We start from the raw sequence: 13,362 nt of genomic DNA, 5'->3' as shown, positions 1-13,362 counted from the left end.
GGTTCCCAACTGTTCCTGGCCGAGTGCTGCTAGCCCTTGAGGGTGCTCTCGAGGGAGTCTGTGTAGAGGCGTGCGCCCGCGGGCTTGGGGTGGAACGACTGCATCGAGGGCTGTGGTAGTTCGTTGTCCGCTTGCGACTGCCCTGAAATCACGATGCCGTGTACGGACTCGGGTTCGCCGCAGATTGTCTTGCCGGCAAACGCTGCGCGTGGATCGGAGAAGACCGACTTCGCTCCGTACTTGCTGTTAGCGTCGTCGACCGCGCCCTTCATCTCGGTGGCAAGGGTGTCGGCAACGGTATTGACCCACTTCCCCTCGCTTTCGTCGATGGCGGGGAGGCATGAGCCGTTGTTTGACAGGAGCTTCGGATAGCCCATGAGGACGATCTTCGCGTTGGGTGCCTTGTCGTGGATCATCTTCAACATCGCGGTGATGCGCGGCCGGATCTGATCATGGAGCCACTTCGGAGCCCACTCGTCGAGCCGTCCTGTTTCGCCCTCGGCGGCATCACCGTTGTCCGGGTTCACGTTGTCCAGTGAGCTCGCCTGGCAGTTCACAAGCATGGGCAGGAAGCACTTCGTGACTATGTCTGTGAACCGGGCGTCGTTGCCGCCCACGGACAGGGTGACCAGTGTGGTGTTTTGATCGAGGTAGCCCTGCTTGAGCTGTGGCAGTTCACTGTTCTGTCCGAAGCTCACCACGTTGTAGATGCGGGCGCCAGAGCACGCGACGAAGTGGTAGTCCATGTTCGCGTCCTGCCCATCAGCCATTGCGCCGATGGACTTGCTGTAGCCCGGCAGAGTCGCCTGACGCGACCAGGCGAGCTTTGAGCGGTGACAGGTGTTCTTCGTCTTCGGCTGCGTTTTGTCGTAGTAGTCCGACTCGGCGTAGTAGTCCTTGCCTCCCGGCGCTGTCGCGCCCTCACCAGAGGAGTAGGAGTCGCCCATCGCCACAACGAAGTTCTTCGGCTTCGCACCGAGCGGTTGGAAAGCCACCGAGTCCCACGCGACGTCCTCGTCCCCGGTGCCGTCCTGCGTGTCCGTGTCCAGCGACACGGTCGGTGTGCCGGTGAAGTTGAAGACGCCGAGGTCCGCCCACTTATTTTCCATCACCCGCTGGGGGTGTACCCGGAAGGGGCTGGTGGAGTCCGTCCCACCGATCGTGTACGTGGCCTGGCGGGTATGAGCACCGTGGTCGGGCAGGTGTGCGTAGACGCGCATCCAACCGCGCTTGGACGAGCTGAGGGTCCAGGTGCCCTTGGTGTACAGGCGTGCCCCGTCATCGTGACTGATCTTGGAGCGGGTGTGCGAGAACCAGAAGTGGTTGCCGTTGCCTGCCCCGAGCTGGTGCAGGTCGATCCGAGCCGATGGCGACGCGAAGTCGAACGTGAATGATCCCTGGGAGGCGACTCCTGAACAGCGGTTGGACGATCCCGCTGGGGTCGTGCCGTTGGGCAGGTCGTCGACGATCAGTGACCCCGCTGGCAAACCCGTGTTGCAACGCGGCGGATACGAGTTGACGTCCGGTTGCTCGGGGTAGGTGTCGTCAAACCGGTGGACGGCGTTGCCGCACTCCGCGTTGTCACACTTCTTCCACGCGGCAGGCTTGGTGTACCAGCACTTCAGGTACAGCGGGTTGTGCGTGTCCGGGTCACCGGGCAGCATGCAGGGGCCCTTGCCCGTCTCATTGGAGGCGCCGCCGCCGGCCGAGAGGGGGTCACACTTGTTGGAGGCGTCGCAGAACAGTCCGATCGGTGGCTTTGCCTGGGTGCGCTCTTGCACGTTAATCCACCAGGAGGGTCGGTAGCCGGCCTGGAAGTCGCCGGGGCCGAACATCGCGGAGATAGGCCGTGCAGCCCAGCCGATTACCTTCTCCTGGTAGGGCCAGTCCTGGGGGTGCGAAGCGTGGGTGTAGTCGTCATCGCCTGATGCGTTTTCCAGGAACGGGGTGCGGTTCTCCTTCCACAGTGGGTTGGCCGGGTTATTGGTCCAGCCCACGCCCCACTTACCGGAGTTGCTGCCAGCTGTGGACTTAGGGTGATAGCCGGAGTTGTAGGTCCACAGGGCGTAGAACCAGTTTTCGATGTACCTCGGATCGCCGCCGTTGATGGTCATCCCGTCGTCGCGGGTGTCGTTCCATTTCCCGATCAGGATGTTCACGCCGGAGGCAATGTTCGCTGCGTAGTCCAGCGCGACGGCCTCCTGCTGCACGGTCGTCTTAGGGTGTTCGTCCTCCTTCTCTTTGCCGTGCATGCGCATCCCGTCGGTGACCTGCGTGACGCCGTAGCCACAGTCGGCCTCAGCGAAGTTGATCGCCCACGGGTCCTTCTGGTCGCCGTCCGCGCTGTACTTGATGCCGTAGTAGTTGCCGATCAGAGCATTGCCGGTGACGCCGGGGACAACGGTGCGGGCGGCCTGCCACATGTTCGACTCCTGCGCGGTAATGCCGAGCATTACCTGTGCGGGAACGTGCCAGTCCGCACCCGAGCCGCCCTTGAGCGGAGTCAGCGGGAACAGTGACTGGGGCGCATACGCGGCCATGCCGGTGTTCTTCCAGTTCGCCCCGCGGGTAGCTCCCTTGTTGAGTTTGCCGACGACGGCCTGGTCCACGGCCCACTCGATCTGGCGGGGCGTGGGCTGGAATGCCTGTTTCTTCGCATCGCCCCGCGGCACGGAGCAGTAGCGGTCGTCATCGACGGGCCCGCTGGCCCGTGTGGCGGCCCCCGCGCTCTGGGCAGTGAGCACCGGGGAGGTCTCGTTTCCCGCGCGTGCTGACTTTGCGCCGCCGATCAGGTCGCCGGGAGCAGCGTCCAGGACGGCGGTCTTGCCGGTGTCGATCGTCTTCAGCGTGGTCCGGATGGTCCGCTGGGTGAGTGCCTCTTCGGGGCGAATGCGGGAGTCTTTCCCATCCGCCCATCGTGACGTGACCGCAGCTTGTCCGTGGCTGGAGACCAGGGCCCCTTTGGCCAGCCCGCCCGGATTGTGCACCACGCCGCCGGCCCGGCTTGTTGTGGAGGAGGCCTCACCGGTGATGTACACCTCGCCGGACGCCGTCGCGGTGAGATCGAAGCCGGTCAGGTTGCCCCGGGCGAGTGCGGTCGGCTGGGCATTGCCGCTCGCCTTCTGTAAGTCGAGCTCAGGCACTCGAGAGACGGTCGCTGCCTCTTGTGCGCCGGCGCGAGCCTTGGCTTTCTGGGGCACGCGGTCGATGAACGTCACACCGCCATCAGCATCGGCCTTGAGCTGGAACGGAGTCGCCTTCGTCGTGGCGACCTCGCGTACCTTGCCGCCGGTCACCTTGACAATGTGGTTGCCGCGCGCCGCCGCAAGGCCCCCTCTGACGGGGATCGCCGAGGTCACTTGGCCGGCGACGGAGACCTTCGACTTCACCTTCCCGGTCGCGGCGGTGACAGTGACAAGGCGGCTCTTTGGCGACTTAGCAGTGTCGTCCGTCAGTGCGGTGAACACCGCATCCTCCCCATGGCCGCAGCCAGGTGAGAAGTAGCCGAGCGTTGCCTGGAACGGCAGCTTCGTGATTCTTCCGGTCTCCAGGTCAACGACCGCGGTGAACGCGCCTCGCGACATCATCTCGGGCTTGTTTGTGAAGGTGCGTGGAGCGTAGGCGACGGCCGCGTGCTTCCCGGACTCGGTCACACATGCGTTACCTATCCAGGTATCGGTGTCGAACCCGGTCTCGGACAGCGACGCGGCCGTCCTCCACCGGTAGCCGTCCTTCTCAGCACCAGTCAGGAGGTGAAAGCCCGTGCCGTCTCCCGAGGTGGTCCAGGCGATGTCGTTCGAAGCCCGATAGTTCTTGCCGAGCGTTGCCGCCCTCTCCTTCACCGGAAGCGATCGCGGCTTATCTCCCGACTCGGCCATGGACGTTCCGCTAGCCCCTGGGCCACTCCAGCCCTGCGCTGCTTTCTTGGGCACGCCGGGGCTGTCTGCGGCGACAGCCTGGTTGCCGGCGATGCCGGCGGTAAGCGCCAGTGTGACCCCCACGGTCACAGGTAATCGACTGCGTCTGAACCTATTACCCCGCACTGCTGTTACCCCCCTGGTTCTGTTTCTTCTCACGCCGTGGCGTATCTACGTTGCACGCCACGGCTGTTCCTTGAACTACGTACCTTTCTGGGCACGTACACGGACCGTTCCCGAACGCCTCATTGGCAAATACCTAGGCAGGCGTCCGGGTTACGTCAATGATTTGGACTTTTGGTTGCTTCGGCACGGGAGTTCCGGACGCATCCATTGCGGTAAGCGCCTGAGATGCCTTATCGCCCGGCCCGAGTACTTGCGTGGTGGCCCGTACGGTTGCTGAAAACCCGTGCGGTCCAGTGATGCGGATCTCAACCTCGTAGGTTGCCGGCGTCTGCCCTTGATTGGCGATGTCGACGGCTACCCACATCCCGTTTCCGGACGGTTTTGCCACTGGGCGTTTTACGGTTACGCCGTCCCTGGTGGTGACGGCTTGGGATACTCCGGAGCTGGCGTCAGTCTTTTTCGACGATTCCGGCTCGCGTGACTCGCGCTTCTCGGGAGAGGAGCTGGGTTCAGAGCCTTCTGAGCTTGGTGCGCTCTCTGAAGGCCGCGGAGTAACCGGCTGATACGCAGAGCTGGAGGGAGTACTACCGGCCCGCCCAGGAGACTGCTTCTCCGGTGCCGGCTGCCCGTTGATCCCCGTATCGCGGAACGCGAAGAGAGCGATAGCTACCAACCCCGTGACAGCGGCCAGCAATACGGCAGTTATCAGGGCCCGACGCCGGGAGGAATTCGCATCGGAGTGCGCAGCTCGCTGTCCCATCAGTTGCAGGGGGCTGCGTACGTGACGCGATTGATGACCGTGCCGCCCTCGTACTTCATGATGGCGGTCACCTTGGAACAGAGGATGGAAGCGTTGGATCCTGTGACGCGGACGGGGCCAGCGTACTGACTGAACGTGCCTTCGTCCGTTTTGCACAACTTGGCGTCGGTGCTGTTCGGGCAGAGTTTGAGTTTCATGTACACGCTGCTGCCAGAGTTGTTGTCGAATACTGCACAGGAACTCGTAAGTCCCGATGATCCGGACTTGGTGTACGTGAAGAGGGTGCCAAGGCGTGTCGCATTCGGAAGTCGCTCTGCCGTGAATAGTTCGTACCCTGACCCGCAGAGATTTGCCGCAGAATTCACGGCCTGTGGGTCTTTCGCAGCAATTGCACGCGTCTCGGATTTCGCTTGCGCAGAAATCCGTACCCCCGATTCCGCGTTTGCGTCAGCGGCAACTGCGTGCGGCGCGATCAGTCCCGTTAACGCTAAGGCGGCGACTGTTGCGAAAAAACTTCTCGCGGGCTTGACGATGGTGTTGATCATTGAATTCCCCCCTGGGAGCATCACGAAATGATGAAATCGCAAAGGGAGCTCCGCCCTGGTGAACCCCCCGGTTCACGCGAGTCAGGGCAGCCTCGCGATCGGCCAGGAATCTACACCGTCGGACCGGCGAAACGCCCAGGTAAAAGATTCCCGGACGTCGGATTTTCGAATACGTGTAGCGATTAGCTAATCTTATGCGGTAGATATCATGACAAAGATGCACAGCTTCGTCGGCATGGAGTGACGATGAGTTACCGTGTGGTTTGCATCACTCGGGAAGGTTGGCCGCCCAGTTCGGGCGGGCGCTGCCGCGGCAGATGCAGTCCGCACTGTCCGACGTCACGCAGGCCCTCCTCCTGCCCGGCACCGCCGGATCCGCGATCGGCCAGGTGACTGGCTCCCTCGTGCGCGCCGGATGTACGACGAGATCTCCCACAAGCCCGACTCCGTCACGCACCGGCCCCCACAGGGGACCGGTATGGGGGCGATCGGCTGGTCACCACCGCATCGCGGCGATCGAGGACGCGCCGTTCAACCCGCGCACCAGCACCCGGCAGTGGACGCCGGACGGCGCGAAGCGGGTCGTCGGCCAGCGGGTCGACCGACCGGTCACGGTGGACGAGAAGGTCCAGGCCGTGGCCGACTTGACCCGCGACGATGAGGTCGCTGCCCAGGTCGCCACCGACCTGCTGAAGCGGCCGGCGGTGACCGAGCATGTCACCCCGGCCGAAAAGGTGCGGGTCGTCACGGAGCTGACCAGGGACGACACCGTCGCCCAGGAGGTCACCACCAGCCTGCTGCGTCGCCCCGACGTCGCCCGCAAGACGATGCGGGACGACACCACCCGGATGCTCGTCAACCGCGCCCAGTTCGACAACTCCGCCGAGACCCGCGAACGGATACGGGAGCGCACTCCGGCCGTCCGGGCGATCGAGCACACCATCGAGTACCTCGACCTGGTCGGTTCCTGCCACGGCTTCGTGGCCACCCTGGGCCGACTGGTCCCGCAGCTGCGTGGGCAGGCGTTCACTGAGGACGAGCGCGAGACAGTGCGCCGGCAGATCGGTCGGGTCCGCGCGGCGGCGGACTGGCTCGAAGGAGCCCTCGACAATGGCGAGTTCACCTTGGATGAGCAGCTGGTCCAGCTGCTCAAGGGTGAGTAGGCCATGCCGCGACGCCGGGAGGCCCGGCCGCTGGCCGAGTACTACGGCGACCTGGTCCGCGTCGCCCTGATGGAAGCGAGGCCCGCCGGCCTGCACACCTATCAGCTCATCGCCGCCACTTGCCTCACCCGCTCCCAGGTCGGCCGCGGCATCCGGCACGTCCGCGACGTCGTCGCCGCGGAGAACCTGACCCCGATCACCTGGACCCGCAGGGACGGATACATGTTCTCCGACGACCCCGCGGACTGGATCGAGTACGACAAGCGGCAGTTCCGGCAGATCCTCGGACGGCTGACCCGGGTGATCACGGGCACGCTCGACCCGCACCTGGCCCGCTACCCCGACGACGAATGGGCCCAGCTCGCCACCGCCCAGCTCACCGGAGTCCGCGCCACCCTCGCCCAACTCGCCAAATAGCCCCTGTCCACCGCCGGTCACCATGTCTGCCGAGCCCGCCATGCCCGCTGTCTCCCGTCGCCGCCGCTACCCGTCCGACACAACCGTTGCCGAGTGGGCACTCCTGGAACCTCTCCTGCCGGTCCCGGCCTGCCAGACCAAGGCCGGCGGGCATCCGGAGAAGTGGCCACGGCGGGAGATCGTCGACGGCATCCGCTACATCGTCGACAACGGCGCGAAATGGAGGGCGCTGCCTGCGGATTTCCCACCCTGGGAGACGATCTACGGGTTCTTCTGGAGGTGGAACCGGGCCGGAGTCGTCACCTACATCCGTGACCAGCTCCGGCTCCGAATCCGCACCGGCAAGGGCCGCTGCCTGCACCCGGTGACACTGATCGTCGACTCCCAGTCGGTCAAGGGCGCCTCCACCGTGGGCCGCAACAGTCGAGGCTACGACGCCGCGAAGAAAATCAACGGGCGCAAACGACATATCACGGTGGACACGCTCGGGTTGCCTGTGATGATCACGGTGACGCCCGCCGACATCCAGGACCGGGACGCCGCCCGCGACGTGTTCTGGCGGCTGCGCCTCACCCAGCCGCAGATCACCCAGGTCTGGGCCGACCGTGGTTACGCCGGCGACCTCGTGGACTGGGCCCGCGAAAGCCTCTGGCTCACCCTGCGCATCGTCTCCCGGCCGAAAGGCACCAAGGGCTTCGTTGTCCTGCCCCGCCGCTGGAAAGTCGAGCGGACGATCGGCTGGTGCATGAACGCCCGCCGCAATGCACGCGACTACGAACGGCTGCCCCAGCACTCCGAAGCCCACCTGAACTGGGCACTCATCACCATGATGACCCGACGCCTGACCCGCAAAAGCCCCCGCGCCGACAACTGGACCAAGAAGCAGCGGCCCGTCGGCTGACCTTGGGTAACACGCTGCGAAAATCACTTGCAGTGCCTGCTTAGAGTGCGGACATGCCAATTTCGCCGCACCTACAAGAGATCACCCCTGACAACTTCGAGGCCGCGATCAACCTGAGGGTCCGCCCCGACCAGGAACACCTGGTGGCACCCGTGGTGAAGTCGCTCGCCGAGGCATACGTCCACCCCGGCATCGCCTGGCCCCGGCTCATCTGCGAGGAAGACGAGATCGTCGGGTTCCTCATGGCCTTCTTCCACATCGACTGGACCGGGAAAGGCACCGACTTTCGCTCCGGGCTCTGGCGTCTCAACATCGCGGATGGAAAGCAGGGCCGGGGCTACGGACGCTTCGCAGTGGAGTCCGTAGCCGCTGAGATCCGGCACCGAGGTGGCACCCGCCTGACTACCACCTGGCATCCCGGACCGGATGGCCCCACAGGCTTCTATTTGGCGCTCGGCTTCCGACCAACTGGAGAGACCAGCGGAGACCAAACGGTGGGCATGCTGGAACTGGACTGAGCCCGGGTTTCTGCCACACCGGCACCGGCCACACGACGACGTCCCGGTCTATCCAGAACTCAACCGGCGGCACTCGCCAGCAGCTTGGTTCAAAAACACCCACTGAGCGGTCCCGGCGCCGGCGGGTGACCGCCGCCTGCAGGTGGTGGCCATTCGGGAGCGTGACGTCTGCCTGCGGGGGCGGGGGCGAGACGTCCGGCGTCAGGTCGTCCTTGTCATCCATCACGGGTCGGGGCGGCGCCGGCTTCCGGGACATGCTTGAGCGCGGAGCGCGCGGTGACCGGGTCTGAGCACGAGGCCCAGAAGTCGTGGACGTAGATGAAGGTGACGAGCTCCATCTGGCGGGCGCGCAAGTCGTTGACCTGCTGCTTTTCCTCGTCATTCCAGCCTGGGGAATCGGGGCGCTTCGATTCGTAGTAGCGGCCACCGTCCTTGGTGTGCGACCACCCCGGCAGGGGCTCCACCGACCAGGGCAAGCGCTTGTACAGGGCGGACAGCTCCGACTGCACGCTGCGCAGCTCCAGCTGGGCGGCCACCAGATCACGCGGAAAATCGAACGTTTCTGCCATTGTGGCTCGATCCTACAGCTGCCCCCTGCGCAGCCCCGGCTCACGGCGTCGGGACCCGAGCCGTGTCGTGGCTCGCCGAGAGCGGTGGACTCGCCCGCGGAGTTGAGGGCCTGGTCGAGGTGCTCGGGACGGCGGCCGCTGGCGCTGGCGAGGGCCCCACCCCGCCAATCAGGCACCTGCGTCATCAGCCGAAGCGACACCCCAGACGTCGGGTCCTCGCTCGTTATCTAGTGCTGTCAACTATCCCTACAGCTCAACGCGTTGGAGGAGAGTAAGGCAAGTTAGGCACATGGTGACGATCCGCATCAGTGCCTGAGGTACGAGGGCTACGCGACCGCCATTCGCAGTTGGCGAAGCGGCTCTCCCGTAACGACCCCGGTCTCCTGTCTCTCCTGAGAACCTGGCTGATACCCCTCATCGTCTGTGAGGGAAGCAGGAGTGCATACGAGACGAGACAGGGGCGGGCCGATGGATGCGGGCGACTTCATTTCTGCTGCCAGCGCGCTTGTTGCCGCCGCTGCGGCGGGGGTTGGCTGGTGGCAGGCGCAGAGTGCGAGACGCGCCGTCAAGGCGGCCGAGGACCAGGCCAATGCGATGCGCGACCAACTCGCACTGGAGCGTTCCCTGCGAGACGACGGCATCAGGCCCCGCTTTGGAGTCACCCACGCCGCGACGATGCTGCTCCCCAGCGGCGAAGGACGACTGACAATTGACGTTGCGCAGACCGCCGGCGTGCCACTCGACGACGTGAAGGTGGAGCTGTATGTGGGCAGCAGACAGATCGTGCCCGACGAGTCGCATGACAGCGTCCGCACGCCCCTGTATTCCGCGCCCGGCAGTAAGATCACCTTTCGTGCTCACCTCGACGTAGAGGCCGTGCAGGCCCCTGCCGTCCGCGTCGAACTGTCCGGTACAGAGGCCCAAGGCACACGGCGCTGGGCTGAAAGGCTCATCGCCCATCCTGCTGCCACGGACAACAGACTGCTCACCGATCGCTGGGGGAGGCGGGGACCGGACTCACACGTGCCCTTCGCCCGTCCGGGACCGGACACAGCGCAGTTCCCGCTACCGCGGCGTCCGGACTCACGCGGGCAGTTCGACCGTCCGGGGCCGGCCTCCTCCGCCGCCCACGCCCTGACCGACGCCGAGCTTCCCCGCCGCGGATCCACCGCGAGCGGCGGCACCAACGGCGCACGGCCCGTGGAGCAGGAAGCGTCGGCACCGGCCCCCACACCGGAGAGCAACGGCGACAGCAGCTGGCGTGCGGCGAACCACGAGCGGTGGCAGGAGGCCACGCAGCTCCGGAAGCATAGGCGGGGCGGGGTCACCGCCTCCGGCCTGCCGCGGCGGGTGCCCAAGGCCAACCTGGTGGAAGCCACGGAGAGCACCCCACGGGGAGGCCCGCAGATCTCCCGCACCCCTGGCGACGTACGGGGCAGGCTGAGCAATCTGCGCCGGGGCGTCCAGCGGGGTCGCAGTGCGGGAAGTGAAGCGAACGGCGAGGGCGTCGGCCCTGACGGCGCCCACAACCAGGAGCATTCTGGAGTGGGTTCTGACGGCACGATGTCGGCGGAGGGGGCCCCTGATGACATAGCCCCCGGCGACGATGGTGGTCAAGACGAACCAAGCCGTGAGTAGGGTCGGGGACTGGCGCGGTGGCTGTCGTCGGAGAACAGCAAGTGCATTCTTGAAGAGGCCGGTGGTACCAGGGGCGCCGTTTAACGCCCCCGGCCGGGCCGTTGGTGCCGAACGCGGTGTGCGCGGACCGTGGTCGGTTAAGCGCGGTGAACTGTCGGCCGAGACGCCGAAGGTGCTGACGCTGGAGGCGGTGCAAGCCTCCGATGCGGTGATCACCATGGCTGCGGCGACGCTTGCCTGGTCTTCTCGGCAAGAAGTACTTGGACTGGAAGCTGAACGACCCCGCTGGCCAGGGAGTAGAGGCTGTCCGGCCGATCGGTGACGACATCGCACGTCGCGTTCGCGTGCTGCTGGACGGCTTCGGTATTGAGTCCCGCCTATAAACGGTTGACTCTTCTCAATCGGCTTCCAGCAGCAGGCTCACCGTGCGCAGCAGCCGGCGCTGCTCCCACTCGGTGGGGCGCGCACCCGGGTCGGATCCGAGGTTGGTGAGGTTGCGGATGTTGCGGATGCTGTCAAGCGCGGATCGCAGTTCAGCTGACCGTGCCCCGGTCTGCCCCATCTCCGCCTCGTCGGGAGGTTCAGCACCGGTGTGTACTCGCAGGCGGCCCGCCTGGCTGTGCTGGTCCTTCATCGTCACCCCGACCTGGTTCGGCTTTCTCTGTACGACGGTACGGCGCTGTGTCTTGCGTGGTGCTCGTCGGCGAGGCCTGGTTGCTGCGGGAGCTGGTCAGTCCCGGATCCCGGGTGTGGTCTGGTCGGAGAGAGCAGCACCGGCGGCTGAGTTGGGTGGGTCGCCGTCGGCGGCCGCGGAGTCGGGGAGGAAGTCGTAGACGCCGCCGATGGCTTCCATCCGGTGCACCAGGTTCAGCAGGTCGGACGGCCTGTGCGGGTCGAGCTTCCCTCACGCCTGAAGCACCTCGCTTTCGATTTACCCGAATGCTGCTGCGGGGAGCTGGCCGCCGGGGCCGAACGCTGCGCCCATGGCGGCGGGGTCGGTCAGGCATCTTCGTGGAGCCGCGGCAGCAAGCGGTCCCAACGTTGCCAACCACCGCACTCGGATCGGCTCAGGCCGGCTGACGACGCCACCGCCGTCAGCCGGCCCAGCTCCGCGACGCCTGTACGCGGCGATCCGGCGTGGCCACCATGCGGGCGACAGCGACCGGGGCCGGCCCTATTCGCTCAGCCCCACGATGCCCCAGCCCCGTCGTGCTGCTTCGCTGAGGACGCGGCCCCACTCCTCCAACAGGTCGGTGAACGCCTCGAAGTCGGGGAACCAGCGCGCCGCGGGAACAGCGGCATGCTCGTCAAAGCCCCCACGCAACCCGCCGAGCCGGGGCCGTACCCCCTCCCATGTCGCGGCCAGTTCCCGAACACTGTCCGGCGACCGCCCGACCAGGAGGCCGTAGGAGAATCCAAGGTCATCACAGAAGAAGCCCGGATCCGTGTGCTCCGCCTCACCGTCTGACCCATTCCAGATCAGTCCCAGCAGCAAGGTGTCCAACCCGGTCCGCACCATCGGGTCGGCATGGTCGCGGAGGGGCTCCCACCGTTCCCCGGCCCAGAAGTGGGGCTTGAACGAGCCGCAGGTGCGTAGGAACTCGTAGACGGCGAAGAAGGCGCCGTCGGGCCCCGCGGCCATTCCCAGTCGCCCTTGACCGTCGGTGCGCCGTGATCCCACAGCCCCGTCTCGTCGGCGTACCAGGCATCCCTCAACCGCGACAGCCGCTCCCGAGGTGGCACCTCCCCCAGCCATGACCAGTCAACGATCATCACAGTGATGTCCAGTCCCATGGGGACGAGGCTACTGCTGAGTTGTCGTGGGTCAGCAGACAACGCTCGACCCCGCCGGATCCGCGCTCGGTCACATCGTCCGCCCACCGGACAGGGGCCACCCGTCGCGCTCCGTGTGAGTGGCGGGTGGCGGGTGGCCCCGCCGGGACGGCTCGTCCGCGACCTTTGGCCGGGCGCGCGGGCGGCTCAGCGCTTCAGCGCGAGAGGGCGGAAGGGGCATTTCCACTCGGCCTCTGCGCTGCGCCCGGAGTACTGACGCGCTTCCGAGATATCGCCGAACTCACTCAGATTCGGGTTAACGGAATGCTGCAGCCGCATCTCCCGCTCGCGGATGCGCCGCTGCAGCCCCGCGTAGACCCCGCTCCGCTTCAGCCGGTCGAACTGATGGTGCGAGTTGAACGCCACCGCGGGAAGCGGGAAGCGGCGGGTGATCCGGGAGGCCGCATCGTGCAACCCCACGACGAAAAAGGGGTGTTCTGCGACGCTGAATGCGAAATGCGGAGACTCGGGGTCGTCGTCCGCTCCTGCTGCCCAGCCGTATCGCTGAGCGTCGTAATCGTGCAGCTCCTGGAGCTGCCCCCACAGTGCACCTTCGAACTCTTCCTCCATCAGCCCCGTCGGTCCGTCGAAGACCGCGACGAAGGTGGCGAAGTTCTCCTGTGGATCGAGGGATTCGGTCACGAAACGCTCCAGGTGCGCATGGAGGGCTTCGGTGGTTCCGGGTGCCCCCAGTGGGCCGAGCACCGCGTGGCCCAACAGTCCGCGACGTACGGCGGCCTTGGCGGCGAGGCAGGAGAAGTCGTCTCCCTTGATCCACTCGCTGATCAGTGGCAACACCTGCTCCTGGCTGGCGATGTCCGGCTCGCTTCGGTCTAATCGCACGGCTCTCCCCCGGGTCGGTTGCTTGGGATGCTCGTTGCCCATCGTGTGCACGCACCGGCCGCCGCTGTGCCGCGCAAACACGTCCTGATCTGCGGAAACAGGTTCGGTCGGCTGAACAAACCGACACAATTG

Annotated in this window: 11 protein-coding genes and 2 pseudogenes; 6 read left to right on the top strand and 7 right to left on the bottom strand. The window is 65.8% G+C overall.

Features of this window, described 5'->3' with window-relative positions:
* Nucleotides 1-29: 29 nt before the first annotated feature.
* Nucleotides 30-4,001: an SGNH/GDSL hydrolase family protein gene (locus QT196_RS39210; protein WP_290356960.1), complete on the bottom strand. Its 3,972-nt coding sequence runs from the start codon at nt 3,999-4,001 to the stop codon at nt 30-32.
* A gap of 801 nt (nt 4,002-4,802) precedes the next feature.
* Entirely contained in the window at nt 4,803-5,348 is a 546-nt protein-coding gene (locus tag QT196_RS39205) for a hypothetical protein (protein WP_290356959.1), read from the bottom strand.
* 281 nt (nt 5,349-5,629) lie between these two features.
* On the opposite strand from QT196_RS39205, the gene QT196_RS39200 reads away from it, so the two are divergent.
* The 4 genes from QT196_RS39200 to QT196_RS39185 are packed head-to-tail and all read left to right on the top strand — an operon-like array spanning nt 5,630 to nt 8,347.
* The gene (locus QT196_RS39200) at nt 5,630-6,511 is read left to right on the top strand and encodes a DUF6192 family protein (protein WP_290356958.1); all 882 of its coding nucleotides are present in this window, start codon (nt 5,630-5,632) and stop codon (nt 6,509-6,511) included.
* 3 nt (nt 6,512-6,514) lie between these two features.
* Nucleotides 6,515-6,928: a hypothetical protein gene (locus QT196_RS39195; protein WP_290356957.1), complete on the top strand. Its 414-nt coding sequence runs from the start codon at nt 6,515-6,517 to the stop codon at nt 6,926-6,928.
* A 22-nt stretch (nt 6,929-6,950) separates the two neighbouring features.
* Nucleotides 6,951-7,829 carry an IS5 family transposase gene (locus tag QT196_RS39190; RefSeq protein ID WP_356948511.1) on the top strand — a complete coding sequence of 293 codons (879 nt, stop codon included), beginning with the start codon at nt 6,951-6,953 and terminating at the stop codon, nt 7,827-7,829.
* 53 nt (nt 7,830-7,882) lie between these two features.
* On the top strand, nt 7,883-8,347 hold the full coding sequence (locus QT196_RS39185; RefSeq protein ID WP_290356956.1) for a GNAT family N-acetyltransferase: 465 nt from the start codon (nt 7,883-7,885) through the stop codon (nt 8,345-8,347).
* A 215-nt stretch (nt 8,348-8,562) separates the two neighbouring features.
* Here QT196_RS39185 and QT196_RS39180 read toward each other — a convergent pair whose 3' ends face one another.
* Nucleotides 8,563-8,916 carry a hypothetical protein gene (locus tag QT196_RS39180; protein WP_290356955.1) on the bottom strand — a complete coding sequence of 118 codons (354 nt, stop codon included), beginning with the start codon at nt 8,914-8,916 and terminating at the stop codon, nt 8,563-8,565.
* A gap of 1,089 nt (nt 8,917-10,005) precedes the next feature.
* Between QT196_RS39180 and QT196_RS39175 the strand changes: the two are divergent.
* Together QT196_RS39175 and QT196_RS39170 are read left to right on the top strand one after the other, a co-directional pair.
* A pseudogene (locus QT196_RS39175) lies at nt 10,006-10,452 on the top strand (ATPase); the annotation flags it as partial.
* 250 nt (nt 10,453-10,702) lie between these two features.
* A pseudogene (locus QT196_RS39170) lies at nt 10,703-10,937 on the top strand (phosphotyrosine protein phosphatase); the annotation flags it as partial.
* A 14-nt stretch (nt 10,938-10,951) separates the two neighbouring features.
* Here the strand turns inward: QT196_RS39170 and QT196_RS39165 are convergent.
* The 4 genes from QT196_RS39165 to gntA all read right to left on the bottom strand — a co-directional run bounded on the left by QT196_RS39165 (nt 10,952) and on the right by gntA (nt 13,272).
* Entirely contained in the window at nt 10,952-11,194 is a 243-nt protein-coding gene (locus QT196_RS39165; protein WP_290356954.1) for a hypothetical protein, read from the bottom strand.
* A 90-nt stretch (nt 11,195-11,284) separates the two neighbouring features.
* Nucleotides 11,285-11,407, bottom strand: coding sequence for a hypothetical protein (locus tag QT196_RS39160; protein ID WP_290356953.1), 123 nt, complete (start codon nt 11,405-11,407; stop codon nt 11,285-11,287).
* Nucleotides 11,408-11,728: 321 nt separating this feature from the next.
* Nucleotides 11,729-12,196, bottom strand: a complete 468-nt coding sequence (locus QT196_RS39155; RefSeq protein WP_290356952.1) for a hypothetical protein — start codon at nt 12,194-12,196, stop codon at nt 11,729-11,731.
* A 338-nt stretch (nt 12,197-12,534) separates the two neighbouring features.
* A complete protein-coding gene (gene gntA / locus QT196_RS39150) occupies nt 12,535-13,272 on the bottom strand; it encodes a guanitoxin biosynthesis heme-dependent pre-guanitoxin N-hydroxylase GntA (RefSeq protein WP_290356951.1) in 738 nt (245 codons plus the stop codon).
* Between the last annotated feature and the right edge of the window lie 90 nt (nt 13,273-13,362).

The organism is Streptomyces sp. P9-2B-2 (genome assembly GCF_030406865.1).
Classification (GTDB): Bacteria; Actinomycetota; Actinomycetes; order Streptomycetales; family Streptomycetaceae; genus Streptomyces; species Streptomyces platensis.
The sequence above is the reverse complement of the archived record's forward strand: the minus strand, read 5'-3'. Positions and strand labels throughout refer to the sequence as shown.

Coding starts and splice junctions, on each gene's coding strand:
- QT196_RS39155 (WP_290356952.1), bottom strand. CDS start 12,196: ATGGCCGCGGGGCCCGACGGCGCCTTCTTCGCCGTCTACGAGTTCCTA.
- gntA (WP_290356951.1), bottom strand. CDS start 13,272: ATGGGCAACGAGCATCCCAAGCAACCGACCCGGGGGAGAGCCGTGCGA.
- QT196_RS39205 (WP_290356959.1), bottom strand. CDS start 5,348: ATGATCAACACCATCGTCAAGCCCGCGAGAAGTTTTTTCGCAACAGTC.
- QT196_RS39160 (WP_290356953.1), bottom strand. CDS start 11,407: ATGGAAGCCATCGGCGGCGTCTACGACTTCCTCCCCGACTCCGCGGCC.
- QT196_RS39190 (WP_356948511.1), top strand. CDS start 6,951: ATGTCTGCCGAGCCCGCCATGCCCGCTGTCTCCCGTCGCCGCCGCTAC.
- QT196_RS39195 (WP_290356957.1), top strand. CDS start 6,515: ATGCCGCGACGCCGGGAGGCCCGGCCGCTGGCCGAGTACTACGGCGAC.
- QT196_RS39185 (WP_290356956.1), top strand. CDS start 7,883: ATGCCAATTTCGCCGCACCTACAAGAGATCACCCCTGACAACTTCGAG.
- QT196_RS39180 (WP_290356955.1), bottom strand. CDS start 8,916: ATGGCAGAAACGTTCGATTTTCCGCGTGATCTGGTGGCCGCCCAGCTG.